This is a genomic window from Gordonia sp. (in: high G+C Gram-positive bacteria) (assembly GCF_047600385.1).
Classification (GTDB): domain Bacteria; phylum Actinomycetota; class Actinomycetes; order Mycobacteriales; family Mycobacteriaceae; genus Gordonia.
The window spans coordinates 1,240,414-1,253,460 of the sequence record NZ_JASGKZ010000001.1; the positions used below are offsets into that span (position 1 = coordinate 1,240,414).

At 70.7% G+C, this 13,047-nt stretch carries 10 protein-coding genes; 8 read left to right on the forward strand and 2 right to left on the reverse strand.

Annotation, left to right across the window (positions count from 1 at the left end):
- The first annotated feature begins 248 nt into the window (after nucleotides 1–248).
- From QM809_RS05445 to QM809_RS05460, 4 genes are all read left to right on the forward strand, one after another.
- Entirely contained in the window at nucleotides 249–1,751 is a 1,503-nt protein-coding gene (locus QM809_RS05445) for a sugar porter family MFS transporter (RefSeq protein ID WP_415044799.1), read from the forward strand.
- A 45-nt stretch (nucleotides 1,752–1,796) separates the two neighbouring features.
- Nucleotides 1,797–2,210, forward strand: coding sequence for a universal stress protein (locus tag QM809_RS05450; protein ID WP_415044800.1), 414 nt, complete (start codon nucleotides 1,797–1,799; stop codon nucleotides 2,208–2,210).
- 70 nt (nucleotides 2,211–2,280) lie between these two features.
- Complete coding sequence (locus QM809_RS05455; RefSeq protein WP_415044801.1) at nucleotides 2,281–3,516, forward strand: acetoin utilization protein AcuC; 1,236 nt, start codon at nucleotides 2,281–2,283, stop codon at nucleotides 3,514–3,516.
- Complete coding sequence (locus tag QM809_RS05460) at nucleotides 3,513–6,173, forward strand: GNAT family N-acetyltransferase (RefSeq protein ID WP_415044802.1); 2,661 nt, start codon at nucleotides 3,513–3,515, stop codon at nucleotides 6,171–6,173. Before QM809_RS05455 ends, QM809_RS05460 begins: the two co-directional genes overlap by 4 nt.
- A 183-nt stretch (nucleotides 6,174–6,356) precedes the next feature.
- Here the strand turns inward: QM809_RS05460 and QM809_RS05465 are convergent, their stop codons facing one another.
- The gene (locus tag QM809_RS05465; protein ID WP_415044803.1) at nucleotides 6,357–7,316 is read right to left on the reverse strand and encodes a sulfite exporter TauE/SafE family protein; all 960 of its coding nucleotides are present in this window, start codon (nucleotides 7,314–7,316) and stop codon (nucleotides 6,357–6,359) included.
- A gap of 203 nt (nucleotides 7,317–7,519) precedes the next feature.
- The gene (locus QM809_RS05470) at nucleotides 7,520–8,269 is read right to left on the reverse strand and encodes a GntR family transcriptional regulator (RefSeq protein ID WP_415044804.1); all 750 of its coding nucleotides are present in this window, start codon (nucleotides 8,267–8,269) and stop codon (nucleotides 7,520–7,522) included.
- Between the two features lie 243 nt (nucleotides 8,270–8,512).
- On the opposite strand from QM809_RS05470, the gene iolC reads away from it, so the two are divergent.
- The 4 genes from iolC to iolB all read left to right on the forward strand — a co-directional run bounded on the left by iolC (nucleotide 8,513) and on the right by iolB (nucleotide 13,041).
- The gene (iolC, locus tag QM809_RS05475; protein WP_415044805.1) at nucleotides 8,513–9,469 is read left to right on the forward strand and encodes a 5-dehydro-2-deoxygluconokinase; all 957 of its coding nucleotides are present in this window, start codon (nucleotides 8,513–8,515) and stop codon (nucleotides 9,467–9,469) included.
- Nucleotides 9,466–10,380, forward strand: coding sequence for a deoxyribose-phosphate aldolase (locus tag QM809_RS05480; RefSeq protein ID WP_415044806.1), 915 nt, complete (start codon nucleotides 9,466–9,468; stop codon nucleotides 10,378–10,380). Before iolC ends, QM809_RS05480 begins: the two co-directional genes overlap by 4 nt.
- 167 nt (nucleotides 10,381–10,547) lie before the next feature.
- Nucleotides 10,548–12,047 carry a CoA-acylating methylmalonate-semialdehyde dehydrogenase gene (locus tag QM809_RS05485; protein WP_415044807.1) on the forward strand — a complete coding sequence of 500 codons (1,500 nt, stop codon included), beginning with the start codon at nucleotides 10,548–10,550 and terminating at the stop codon, nucleotides 12,045–12,047.
- Between the two features lie 31 nt (nucleotides 12,048–12,078).
- Nucleotides 12,079–13,041, forward strand: a complete 963-nt coding sequence (gene iolB, locus QM809_RS05490; RefSeq protein WP_415044808.1) for a 5-deoxy-glucuronate isomerase — start codon at nucleotides 12,079–12,081, stop codon at nucleotides 13,039–13,041.
- Nucleotides 13,042–13,047 lie beyond the last annotated feature (6 nt).

The following is a 13,047-nucleotide window of genomic DNA, read 5'->3' on the forward strand; positions in this document are numbered from 1 at the left end:
TCGTCGGATCCGGTCGAGGGCGACGACGACACCGAATTCAGGACAAATCAAGTAAAAACATCCGTATGTCCTTACATGACGCTATGCTTCCGCTGTGACGTGCCACACAGACCGTCGGGCGGACGGGTCGTGTGCATGAGCGTCGCGAATACGCCGATCCCGGCGAGGCGGGCCACAGGTCCGACCGGGAGCGGCTCTCATACGAAAGGACTGGACATGGAGCAACACGACTGCAGGGCGGCTCTCCGATGAGCGGCGCGCCCGCGGGCGGTCACGGGGCATCGACGGCCGAAGTACAGCTGCCCCCGCTGACCAAGGGCCCGCACAGCAAGCGGATCGGCCTGATCTCGGTGGTCGCCTGTCTCGGCGGCCTCCTCTTCGGCTACGACACCGGCGTCTCCTCCGGCGCCGAGGGGCCGATGTCCGAGGAACTGGGGTTCTCGGACCTGCAGACCGGCATCGTCATCAGTTCGCTGGTCTTCGCGGCCGCGGTCGGCGCCTTCCTCGGCGGCAAGATCTCGGACACCATCGGCCGCCGCAAGGCCATCATCGTCATGGCCGTGATGTTCTTCATCGGCACCCTGTTCGTGGTCTTCGCACCCGGCTTCGCCGTCATCGTCGTCGGCCGCATCATCCTCGGCCTCGCGGTCGGCGCCGCCTCCACGGTGGTGCCGGTCTACCTGGCCGAACTCGCGCCGTTCGAGATCCGCGGTTCGATCACCGGCCGCAACGAGATGGCGATCGTCTCCGGCCAGTTCCTGGCCTTCTGCATCAACGCGATCCTGAACGAGGCGCTCGGCCACGTCGACGGTATCTGGCGCGTCATGTTCGCGGTCTGCGCGGTCCCGGCGGTGTTCCTGTTCTTCGGCATGCTGCGCATGCCGGAGTCGCCGCGCTGGCTGGTGGAGCACGGCAGGCTCGACGAGGCGCGCGCGGTGCTGGACACCATCCGCTCCAAGGATCGGTCCAAGGCCGAACTCGACCAGGTCATCGAGCTCACGAAGGACGAGGAGGAGCTGGAGCAGGGCAGGCCCGGACTCAAGCAGATCCTCACCAACAAGTGGCTGCGCCGGATCGTCCTGGTCGGCACGGGAGTGGCCGTCGCACAGCAGCTGACCGGCATCAACGCGATCATGTATTACGGTCCGCGCGTGCTCGAGGAGTCGGGATTCGACCACGGTGCGGCCCTCGTCGCCGCGACGGCCTTCGGTCTGGCGGCGGTGATCGGCGGCGTGATCGCGCTGCGGAACATGGACCGGCTGGATCGTCGTACGACGTTCGTCATCGGCCTCTCGCTCACCACGCTCTGCCACCTGCTGGTCGGCATCGCCGGCCTGACGATCCCGGAGGACGCCTCGTACCGGCCCTACGTGATCGCCGTGCTGGTGTTCCTGTTCGTGCTGTCCATGCAGTCGTTCCTGAACATCGCCGTCTGGGTCTGGCTGGCCGAGATCTTCCCGCTGAACGTCCGCGGTCTGGCCATCGGCACCGCGGTGTTCTTCGGCTGGTTCGTCAACGGCCTGCTCGCGCTGTACATCCCCACGCTGGTCACGGCGCTCGGGCTGGGTACGTTCTTCCTGTTCGCGGCGGTCGGCGTCATCATGCTCGGCTTCATGTGGCACGAGGTTCCAGAGACCCGCGGACGTACCCTGGAAGGTCTGGAGGAAGACCTCCTGGACGGCAAGATCTACGAAGAACTGCCCCGTCGTCTCCCGGGCGCCGGCCTGTTCTACGACCGCGACCGGCACTGATCGGGGCGTCGTGAAAACCATGAAGATCAACGGAAGGAATCAGCCATGACCGTCGTAGTCGCAGTCTCCGACAACCGGGAGAGCCGCAACGCGTTCATCCAGGCGATCGCCGAGGCGCGCCTGCTGGGCACCGACCTGGTCGCGGTGAACCTCGGTGCCAAGGCGCTGAGCACCGGTGACACGGACGTCTCCGGGGTGGAGATCACCGTCCTGGACAAGGGCGGGTCCAGTGACGCGGCCGACATCGTGATCGACGAGATCCTCGCGCGCAAGGCCGAGCGACTGGTGATCGGCGTCAAGCGCCGGACCCCGGTCGGGAAGGTGCTGCTGGGCAGTCTCAGCCAGAAGCTGCTGCTCTCCAGCCCGGTCCCGGTGCTGGCGGTGAAGACCCCCGAAGAGGAGCTGCAGTCGAGCGCGCTGAGCGAGATGCCCGGCGGCATCCCGCGCGTCACCGGATAGCGAACACGACGACGGCGGCCCGCCCACCCCGGGCGGGTCGCCGTCGTCGTCCCGCAGGGAAGAAGGACGGATGAACGACATGCTCACGCGACCCGCGGGCGCCGGATCGGTGGTCTGGAGCCCCCGGTACCTCGACTACGCGTGGTCGCCCTATCACCCGATGAACCCGGCGCGGCTGGACCTGGCGATGGCGCTGGCCCGGTCGCTCGGCGTGCTCGACGACGTCGAACCGGTGGCGCCCGACGCGGCCGCCGACGGCGACCTGCTCCGCGTCCACGCCCCGGCCTACGTGGAGGCGGTCCGGACCGCGGTGCCGTCGCCGGACTCCGACGAGCCGGACGAGTTCGGGCTGGGCGGCGACGACAACCCGGTCTTCGAGCGGATGCACGACGCCGCCGCGGTGATCGTCGGCGGAACGCTCCGCGCGGCGCAGGAGATCGCGGGCGGTCGGGCGAGCCGCGCGGTGAGCATCGGCGGGGGCATGCACCATGCGATGCCGGGATCGGCCGCCGGGTTCTGCGTGTACAACGACGTCGCCGTCGCGATCGCGTGGCTGCTCGACAACGGCTACTCCCGGATCGCTTACATCGACGTCGACGTCCACCACGGCGACGGCGTCCAGCAGGCGTTTCACGACGACCCCCGGGTGCTGACGGTGTCGCTGCATCAGGATCCGGCCACCCTCTGGCCGTCGACCGGCCACGCCCACGACGTCGGGGTGGGCCGCGGCATCGGCACCGCGGTGAACCTGCCGCTCCCGCCGGGCACCGACGACGCCCGCTGGCTGCGCGCCTTCCACGCCGTGGTCCCGGCGGCGATCGCCGCGTTCGGCCCGGAGATCATCGTCAGCCAGTGCGGGGTCGACACGCATCGCGAGGATCCGCTGGCGCAGTTCTCGATGACCGTGGACGGGCAGCGTGCGGCGTTCTGGGCCATGCGCGAACTCGCCGACCGGCACACCGGAGGGCGCTGGCTCGCCGTCGGCGGCGGCGGGTACGAACTGCTCCGCGTGGTGCCGCGGGCCTGGGCGCACCTGCTCGGCATCGTCCTCGACCGCCCGGTGGAGGTGACCGCGCCGATACCCCGGGAATGGCGTGAGCACGTGCGCACGCTGGTGGCCGACGCCGAACTGCCGGACACCATGGGCGACGGCGGCGACCTCGCCTTCGCACCGTGGCCCGGCCCCCGGTCCGAGGCCGACGCGGACGGCCCCGGCGATCTGACGACGCGGGTCGACGCCGCGATCACCGACACCCGTCGTGCGGTGTTCCCGCTGCTCGGCCTGGACCCGGACGCTCCGTCGTGACCGCCCCGGAGGAGGGCGAGCGGTCGAGCTGCCCGGAGGACTGGCGTGCGGACGTGCTGGCCGCCGACGGCGGAGCGATCCACCTGCGGCCGATCGAACCCGACGACGCCTTCAAACTGGTCCAGTTCCACTCGAAGCTCTCCGCGGAGACCCGGTATCTGCGGTACTTCGAGCCGCACGAGAAGCTCTCGGCCAAAGAGGTCTACCTGGCCACCCACGTGGACAACCGGTACCGGGTCAGCCTGGTGGGACTGCTCGGCGACGAGATCATCGCCGTGGGCGTCTACGAGGGTCTGCCGGGTTCGACGTCCGCGGAGGTCGCCTTCGTCGTCGCCGACGAACACCAGCGCCGCGGGCTCGGCTCGGTGCTGCTGGAGCACCTGGCCGGCGCCGCCGCGGAGAACGGCATCGAGCGTTTCGAGGCGAACGTGCTCGCCGAGAACCCGAGCATGGTGCGCGTGTTCCGGGACGCCGGCTACCAGGTCAGCGGCACCGACGACGGCGAGTTCCTGGAACTCGAGTTCGCCATCGACCCGAGCGAGGCGCTGCTGCAGGTGCGCAACGCCCGCGAGCGCGCCTCCGAGGCGCGCAGCGTGCGGAACCTCCTCTCGCCGCGGTCGATCGCGGTGATCGGCGCCTCGCCGAAGGAGGGCAAGGTGGGCCACGCGGTGCTGGCGAACCTGCTGCGCGGCGGCTACACGGGGCCGATCTTCCCGGTCAACGCCGGCCGAGGGGCGGTGCAGGGCGTCCGGGCGTTCCCGAGCGTGCGGGACATCCCCGACCGGGTCGACCTCGCGATCGTCGCGGTCCCGGCCGCCGACATCGACGAGGTCCTCGACGACTGCCTCGGCAAGGGGGTCAAGGGCCTGGTGGTGCTCTCGGCCGGATTCGCCGACTCCGACGCCGACGGGTACGCGGCGCAACGTCGGCTGGTCCGCGAGGCGCGGGCGCACGGGATGCGCCTGGTGGGGCCGAACGCGCTCGGCATCGCCAACAACCAGCCGGACGTCTCCATGAACGCCACGCTCGCGCCGGAGCTGCCGGGCTGGGGGCGGGCCGGATTCTTCTGCCAGTCCGACCCGCTGGGCGCGGTGGTGCTGCGCGAGGCGGCCACCCGGCGGCTCGGCCTCTCGACCTTCGTCTCGGCGGGCAACCGCGCCGACGTGTCCGCCAACGACCTGCTGCAGTACTGGGACTCCGACCCGGACACCGACCTGGTCCTGCTGTACCTCGAATCCCTCGGCAACCCGCGCAAGTTCATGAACCTGGCTCGCCGGATGGCCCGGTTCAAACCGATCATCGTGGTGCACGGCAGCCGGATCGACCGGCCGGACGCGCACGGCGAGGCGCCGGCGATCGACAACACCGTCGCCGCGAACATCTTCGGTCAGGCCGGAGTGATCGCGGTCGACTCGATCGTGGAGATGTTCGACTGCGCGACGGTGCTGTGCCATCAGCCGCTGCCCGCCGGGCCGCGGGTCGCGGTGATCAGCACCAGCGCCCCGCTGGGCCGGCTCGCGGTGGACGCCGCGCGGACCAGCGGGCTGGCGGCGACACGTACCGAGATCCTCGGGCCGTCGGCCTCCCCGGAGGAGTTCGCCGGGGTGCTGGCCGAGGTGATGGCGGACCGCGACGTCGACGCGGTGGTGGCGCTGGTGGTGCCGCCCGTCCCGGTGCCGATGGAGCCGTACGCGGCACCGCTGCGGGCGGTCGCGCACACCTGCGCCAAACCGATCGTCACCACCTTCGCGGGGGAGAACGGCATCCCCGAACTGCTGGCCGTGAACGGTTCGGACGGCATGCCCGCATTCGGCTCGGTGCCGTCGTTCCCCGATCCGGACCGCGCGGTGCGCGCCCTGCAACACATCTGGTGGTACGCGCGGTGGCTGCGACTGCCGGTGTCCGAGCCGCGCCGGCCCGAGGGGGTGACCGTCGAACGCGCCCACGGCATCGTCGTCTCGGCGCTGCAGCGCCGGGCGACCGATGCGGGCTGGCTCTGCGACCGGGACGTCGCGGACCTGCTGGACTGCTTCGGCATCCACGTCGTGGACTTCCGGGAGGTCGCCTCCGCCGACGCGGCCGTCGCCGCCGCGGAGGAACTGGGCTATCCGGTCGCGCTCAAGGCCACCAGCGAGGGCTGGCGCAATCGCGTCGACATGCGCGGGGTGCGTCTGGACCTCGACGGCCCGGGCGAGATCCGTCGCGCCTACCTCGATCTGGCGGCCGACTCCGGTTCACCGAAGCTGCACGTGCAGCGGATGGCGCGCAAGGGGGTCGGCTGCGTCATCGCCGTGCACGACGACCCGTCGTTCGGCTCGGTGATCTCGTTCGGGCTGTCCGGGGTGATCACCGAACTGCTCGGCGACCGGGCGTTCCGGGCGCTGCCGCTCGGTCCGGAGGACGCCCGACAGCTCATCGCCGCACCGCGGGCCGCACCGCTGCTGGCGGGGGCCGCGCACACCGATCCCGCGGACACCGAGGCGCTGGCCGACATCGCCGAACGGGTGTCGTCGCTGTGCGAGCGGATCCCGGAGATCCGGGAACTGCGGCTGGAGCCGATCCTGGCCTCGGCCGACGGCGCCGCCGTCCTGGCCGGACACGTGCGGATCGGCACCGCGCCGGTGCGCCGCGGCATCGATCCGCGCCGGATCGGCTGAGCGCGCGGCGACCCTTCGACACTCCACTCGTGCCTCGCGGAGGCTCAGGGAGCGTCCGAGGTTCGAGATCGTCCGCTCCCCGAACAGACCTCGCTCCCTGAGCCTGCCTCGCCCTCTGGGCCTGTTTCGCTCCCTGAGCCGACCCGCGAACGGAGTGAGCGGGTCGAGTCGAAGGGCCGGGGGTCAGGACTTGACGACCGCGTCGCCCTCGCCGAGGTCGACGGGCGTCTCGCCGGCCGGGACCGGTCGGCCGTGGACGACCGCCGGCGCGAGGTCCTGCTCCCTGCGGTACTCGCGGAACGAGTACGCGAAGGCGGCCGCCCAGCCGACGACGACCAGCACGTAGATCGTCCACTTCGCCGCCGAATCGAGGTCCAGCCCCTTGCCGCCGATGATCGTCCGGGTGTTGGTGAAGACGATCAGACCGCCGACCGAGGCTCCGAGCAGCCGCGGCGGGAAGTGCCGGACGAGCCACGCGGCGATCGGCGCCGCGATCGTGCCGCCGAGCAGGATCGCCGCGGCGTAGGCGAAGTTCACGCCCTCGCCGCCGAGGTTGGCCAGGAACCCGACCGACGCCGCGACCGCGATGATGAACTCGCTGGTGTCGATGGTGCCGATCACCTTGCGGGGCTCCATCCGTCCCGAGGCGAGCAGCGCGGGCGTCCCGACCGGACCCCATCCGCCGCCGCCGGTGGCGTCGACGAACCCGCCGAACACGCCCAGCGGGGTGAGGAACCGCGCCTTGAGCGGCTTGCCGAGGTTCTTGGTGTCGACGCCGCGGAACGTGAAGCGCAGCAGCACGTACAGCCCCAGCAGGAGGAGGATCGTCGCCATGAGCGGTGCGGCGAAGTCCGTGGATAGGTTGGCGAGCAGCGTGGCACCCGCGAAGGCGCCGATCGCGCCGGGGATGCCGATCCGGGCGACGACCTTCCAGTCGACGTTCCCGAACCGCCAGTGGGAGAAGCCCGACACCATGCTGGTGCCGATCTCCGCGAAGTGGATGGTGGCGCTGACGGTCGCGGGGGTGAGCGTCGTCAGGGCGACGAGGAAGGTCGTCGCGGTGACGCCGAACGCCATTCCGAGACTGCCGTCGACGAGCTGGCCGAGCAGGCCGACGAGGGCGACGATGACGAGAGTGGGCATGTCTGCGGGTCCTTCACGAGACTGGGCGTCCGGGGCCGGGAGGCCCCGGATCGCGCGACGCCGTCGAGACCGGGCGGTGACGACGTCGAAGTCGATGGTGCCGGTCCGGTCGCGAGATCCGGCGGGTTAGGACCCGCCTGGATCGAACTCTTGCCAGATCGTCCGGGATCGGTGTCGCCGACGGGATCCCCGGCGTGCGGGGCTCAGCGGCTGTGGACGGAGACGTCGAAGAAGTAGCGGGACGAGCGGTAGACGTGACGGCCGAGCTCGATCGCCTTGCCCATCTCGTTGAACGCCACGCGCTGCATGGTGAGGACGGCGGCGCCGTCGTCCTCACCGAGCAGCTGCGCCTCGTCGCCCTCGGCGAGACGGGCGCCGATGCGCTGGCGGGCCAGCTGAATGGTGACCCCGCGGGACCGGAGGCACTGGTAGAGGCCCTTCTGGCCGAGCTCGTCCGGGGCGGGGGCGACGTCGGCGGGCAGGAAGTTGGTCAGGATGGCGATGGGTTCGTCGTTCGCCAGCCGCAGTCGGCGCATCTCGACGACGGGCGCGTCGTGCTCGATGCCGAGCTCGTCGGCGACCTCGCCGTCGGCCGGACCGAGGCGGTAGTCGAGCAGTTCGGTGGTCGGCGCCCGGCCCGCATCCACCAGGTCCTCGTACAGGCTGGTGAGTTCGACGGCGCGATGCACCTCGTTGCTCACCACCTGGGTGCCCACGCCGCGCTTGCGGACCAGGAGCCCCTTGTCGACGAGCGCCTGGATCGCCTGCCGGGCGGTGGGCCGCGACATGTTGAGCCGTTTGGCCAGATCGATCTCGTTCTCGATGCGGTCGCCGGGATGCAGTCGGCCGGCCACGATCGCCTGTTCCATCGCCTGGGCCAGCTGGAAGTACAGCGGTACGGGGCTCAGGCGATCGAGCTCGACGTCGATCTCGGTGGGACTCACCCTGCTCATGTTAGGTCAAGTCCCCGGAGATGACTGTCGCCTGCGCATCACGGCTCTCCACACTGCTTTCCTTAATGTCCGGACAATCTTGCCACTGTATCGCTAATCTTCTTTCGAAGTACTCGATTCGATCGGTTAACACGCTGGTCAAATCCAGTGGACAAAGTCGGTCCACATAGCTACATTGTACTGACAAAGAGACGAAATGTTGCCGGCGTCACGTCGGCACCGGCAGGAAGGGTTGCGCCTGACATGACGGTTTCCGCACCCTACGACCTGGTCGCCATCGGCCGGATCGGCGTTGACATCTACCCGCTGCAGGACGGCGTCGGCCTGGAGGAGGTCGAGACCTTCGGCAAGTACCTGGGCGGCAGCGCGGCGAACGTCGCGGTGGCGGCTGCGCGGCACGGGCTGCGCTCGGCCGTCGTCACCGCGACCGGCGACGACGCCTTCGGCCGCTACCTCCACCGGGAGCTGACCCGGCTCGACGTCGACGACCGCTTCGTCGGCACGGTCTCCGGCCTGAACACCCCGGTCACCTTCTGCGAGATCTTCCCGCCGGACGACTTCCCGCTGTACTTCTACCGCGAGCCCATCGCGCCGGATCTGACCCTGGAGGCCGAGGCGCTCGACCTCGACGCGATCGAGAGCGCCCGGATCTACTGGTCGACGGTCACCGGGCTCTCCCGGGAGCCGAGCCGGTCCACGCACTTCGCCGCCTGGGCGGCGCGCGCCCGCCGGCCGCACACCGTCCTCGACCTCGACTACCGGCCGATGTTCTGGGGATCGCAGGAGGAGGCCTCCGCGCAGGTCGGCGCGGCGCTCGAGCACGTCTCCATCGCGATCGGCAACAAGGAGGAGTGCGAGGTGGCGGTCGGCGAGACCGAGCCCGACCGCGCCGCCGACGCCCTGCTCGAACGCGGCCTGGAACTGGCCGTGGTGAAGCAGGGACCCAAGGGCGTGCTGGCCAAGACCCGCGACGAGCGCGTCGAGGTGCCGCCCCACTTCGTCGACGTGATCAACGGCCTCGGCGCCGGCGACAGCTTCGGCGGCGCCTTCTGCTTCGGTCTGCTGCAGGGCTGGGACCTGCAGCGGATCCTGCGCTTCGCGAACGTCGCGGGGGCGATCGTGGCCTCCCGTCGCGAGTGCTCCACCGCCATGCCCACCACCGCAGAGGTGGAGACAGTCCTCGAGGAGATCGACGCATGACCGCACTTCCCCCGCTGACCACGCCCGGACCGATCACCGAGGCGCAGTTCGCGCAGCTGCGCAGGAACCGGCTCGAAGACCCGGAGGCGCTCGGCCGCACGCTCGCCGCCCGGACCCGCCGACCGGTGGTGCGCGGCGACGGCCGACTCATGATCGTCGCCGCCGACCATCCCGCTCGCGGCGCACTGGGCATCGGTTCCGACCCGATGGCCATGGCCGACCGCTACGACCTCCTGCAGCGCATGGCCACCGCGCTCTCGCGGCCCGGGGTCGACGGCATCCTCGGCACCCCCGACGTCGTCGACGACCTCGCGCTCCTGGGCCTGCTCGACGACAAGATCGTCGTCGGGTCGATGAACCGCGGCGGGCTGCGCGGAGCGTCGTTCGAGATGGACGACCGCTACACCGCCTACGACGTCCCCGCGATGGTCCGGGACGGCATCGACTTCGCCAAGGTGCTGGTGCGGATCGACCCGGACGATCCGGGCACCGTCGCGACCATGGAGGCGACGGCCAAGGCGGTCGACGCCGCCGCGGCGGCCAGGCTGCCGATCATGCTGGAGCCGTTCCTCAGCCGGCGGGTGGACGGGAAGCTCGCCAACGACCTGTCCACCGACGCCGTCATCGCCTCGATCGCCATCGCCTCCGGGCTCGGCGGCAGCTCCGCCTACACCTGGATGAAGCTGCCGGTGGTCGACGACATGGAACGCGTCATGGCCGCCACCACCCTGCCGACGCTGCTGCTCGGCGGGGAACCCGCGGGCGACCCCGACGAGGCCATGGCCACCTGGCGGCGCACCCTCGCGCTTCCGGGCGTGCAGGGCCTGACCGTCGGCCGCAGCCTCCTCTACCCGCACGACGGCGACGTCGTGGCCGCCGTGGACTCCGCCGCGGCGCTCGTGCACGGCTGAGGATCTCGACTCCGCTCGATCAGCGCGGGGAGAGCCTTCCTCGCTGGTCGAGCGGAGTCGAGACCACGACGACAGACCTCCGGCCGGACGGGCCGCCTCGCCGGCCGAGCGGAGTCGAGACCCGATAGAACACACCCGAACACCTCACCCGAAAGGGAATCCACACGATGACCGAACTGCCCCTCGTCTCCCACTGGATCGACGGCGCCGCGTACCCCTCGTCGAGCGGTCGTACCGCCGACGTCTACGACCCCGCCCTCGGCGTGGCCACCAAGAAGGTCGCCCTGGCGAACCGGGCCGAGATCGACGCCGCCGTGGCCTCGGCCAAGACCGCTCAGCAGTCGTGGGGCGAGCAGTCGCTGGCCCGCCGCCAGTCGGTGCTGTTCAAGTTCCGCGAACTGCTCGAGGCCCGTAAGCCCGAGCTCGCCGAGATCATCACCTCCGAGCACGGCAAGGTGCTCTCCGACGCCCTCGGCGAGATCAGCCGCGGCCAGGAGGTCGTGGAGTTCGCCTGCGGCATGTCCGACCACCTCAAGGGCGAGTACAGCGAGCAGGTCTCGACCGGCGTCGACGTCTACTCGATGCGCCAGCCGCTCGGCGTGGTGGGCGTGATCAGCCCGTTCAACTTCCCGGCCATGGTGCCCGCGTGGTTCTTCCCGATCGCCGTCGCCGCCGGCAACGCCGTGGTGATCAAGCCGAGCGAGAAGGATCCGTCGGCGTCGATGTGGATGGCGCAGCTGTGGAAGGAGGCCGGCCTGCCCGACGGCGTCTTCACCGTGCTCAACGGCGACAAGGAGGCCGTCGACGGTCTGCTGCAGCACCCGGACGTCGCGGCGATCTCGTTCGTCGGCTCCACCCCGATCGCGCAGTACGTCTACGAGCAGGGCGCCAAGTACGGCAAGCGCGTGCAGGCCCTCGGCGGCGCCAAGAACCACATGCTGGTGCTGCCCGACGCCGACCTCGACCTGACCGCCGATGCGGCCATCAACGCCGGTTTCGGTTCGGCAGGCGAGCGCTGCATGGCGATCTCCGTGGTCGTGGCCGTCGACCCGGTCGCCGATCCGCTGATCGAGAAGATCGTCGAGCGGATGAACTCCCTGCGCATCGGCGACGGCCGCCGCGGCTGCGACATGGGCCCGTTGGTCACGCAGGTCCACCGCGACAAGGTCGCCTCCTACATCGACGTCGCGATCGAGGACGGCGCCACCGTCGTCGTCGACGGCCGCGACGTGCAGCCGGACGGGGCCGCCGAGGGCTTCTGGCTCGGCCCCACCCTGATCGACGACGTGCCCGTCACCTCGCGGGTCTACACCGAGGAGATCTTCGGCCCGGTGCTGGCGATCGTGCGCGTGAAGTCGTACGAGGAGGGCGTCGCACTGATCAACGACGGCGCGTTCGGCAACGGCACCGCGGTCTTCACCAACGACGGCGGCGCCGCCCGCCGCTTCCAGCGCGAGATCAAGGTCGGCATGGTCGGCATCAACGTGCCCATCCCGGTCCCGGTCGCCACCTTCAGCTTCGGCGGCTGGAAGGCCTCCATGTTCGGCGACACCAAGGCCCACGGCGCCGAGGGCGTCAAGTTCTTCACCCAGCTCAAGGCCGTCACCAGCCGCTGGCTCGATCCGAGCCACGGCGGGATCAACCTGGGCTTCCCGCAGAACGACTGACCCGGCACCGACCCGAACGAGGAGTACGACGATGACGCCCACCCCGAACGAGTGGTTCCACGCCCGCGGCGCGCTCGCGCGCGACGGCTGGGAATCGGTGGTCGACGGTTCCATCGACGGCTGGAGTCACACCGGACTGCGTGTCGCGGTGCTCGACGACGGCGCCGAGGCGGCGTTGCCGGCCGGCGAGGTGGAGCGCATCGTCGTGCCGCTGTCCGGGTCGTTCGAGGTGGAGCACGAGGGCGTCGTGACGCGGCTGCACGGCCGGTCCGGGGTGTTCGCCGGACCGACCGACGTGCTCTTCCTCGGCTCCGGGACCGCCGGTGTGCTGCGCGGGCGGGGTCCGGGCCGGGGCCGGGTGGCCGTCGCGGAGGCGCCGACGAGCGTGGTCAAACCGACCGTGTACCTGTCCGCGGACGAGGTGCCGGTGGAGGTGCGCGGCGCGGGCCGGGACACCCGGCAGGTGCACAACTTCGGCACCCCGCAGGCGTTGGACGCGGCCGCGCTCATCGTGTGCGAGGTGATCACCCCGGGCGGCAACTGGTCGTCGCACCCGGCCCACAAGCACGACGAGCACGTGCCCGGCCACGAGGCGCGACTGGAGGAGATCTACTACTTCGAGGCCGCGCCGGCCCGGCGGTTCGTCGAGGCCGGGGTGGTCCCGGAGCGGACCGACGCCTTCGGCGGCTTCGTCACCTACTCGTCGGGCGCCGGCGAGATCGACACCAAGGCGCTCGTGCGCACCGGCGACATCGCCCTGGTGCCGTACGGGTACCACGGTCCGGCGACGGCCGCCCCCGAATACGACCTCTACTACCTCAACGTCATGGCCGGCCCCGACCCCGAGCGGGTGTGGCTGATCAGCGACGACCCCGACCAGGCCTGGCTGCGTGACACCTGGCCGCTGCAAGAACCCGACCCCCGGCTGCCCTACGGCGCCGGCAGCCCGTCCGAATCCGCCCCGCAGGGGATCGACGCCTCCGAAGGAGCCTGACAGCCG

Coding starts and splice junctions, on each gene's coding strand:
- QM809_RS05445 (WP_415044799.1), top strand. CDS start 249: ATGAGCGGCGCGCCCGCGGGCGGTCACGGGGCATCGACGGCCGAAGTA.
- QM809_RS05450 (WP_415044800.1), top strand. CDS start 1,797: ATGACCGTCGTAGTCGCAGTCTCCGACAACCGGGAGAGCCGCAACGCG.
- QM809_RS05455 (WP_415044801.1), top strand. CDS start 2,281: ATGAACGACATGCTCACGCGACCCGCGGGCGCCGGATCGGTGGTCTGG.
- QM809_RS05465 (WP_415044803.1), bottom strand. CDS start 7,316: ATGCCCACTCTCGTCATCGTCGCCCTCGTCGGCCTGCTCGGCCAGCTC.
- QM809_RS05470 (WP_415044804.1), bottom strand. CDS start 8,269: ATGAGCAGGGTGAGTCCCACCGAGATCGACGTCGAGCTCGATCGCCTG.
- iolC (WP_415044805.1), top strand. CDS start 8,513: ATGACGGTTTCCGCACCCTACGACCTGGTCGCCATCGGCCGGATCGGC.
- QM809_RS05480 (WP_415044806.1), top strand. CDS start 9,466: ATGACCGCACTTCCCCCGCTGACCACGCCCGGACCGATCACCGAGGCG.
- QM809_RS05485 (WP_415044807.1), top strand. CDS start 10,548: ATGACCGAACTGCCCCTCGTCTCCCACTGGATCGACGGCGCCGCGTAC.
- iolB (WP_415044808.1), top strand. CDS start 12,079: ATGACGCCCACCCCGAACGAGTGGTTCCACGCCCGCGGCGCGCTCGCG.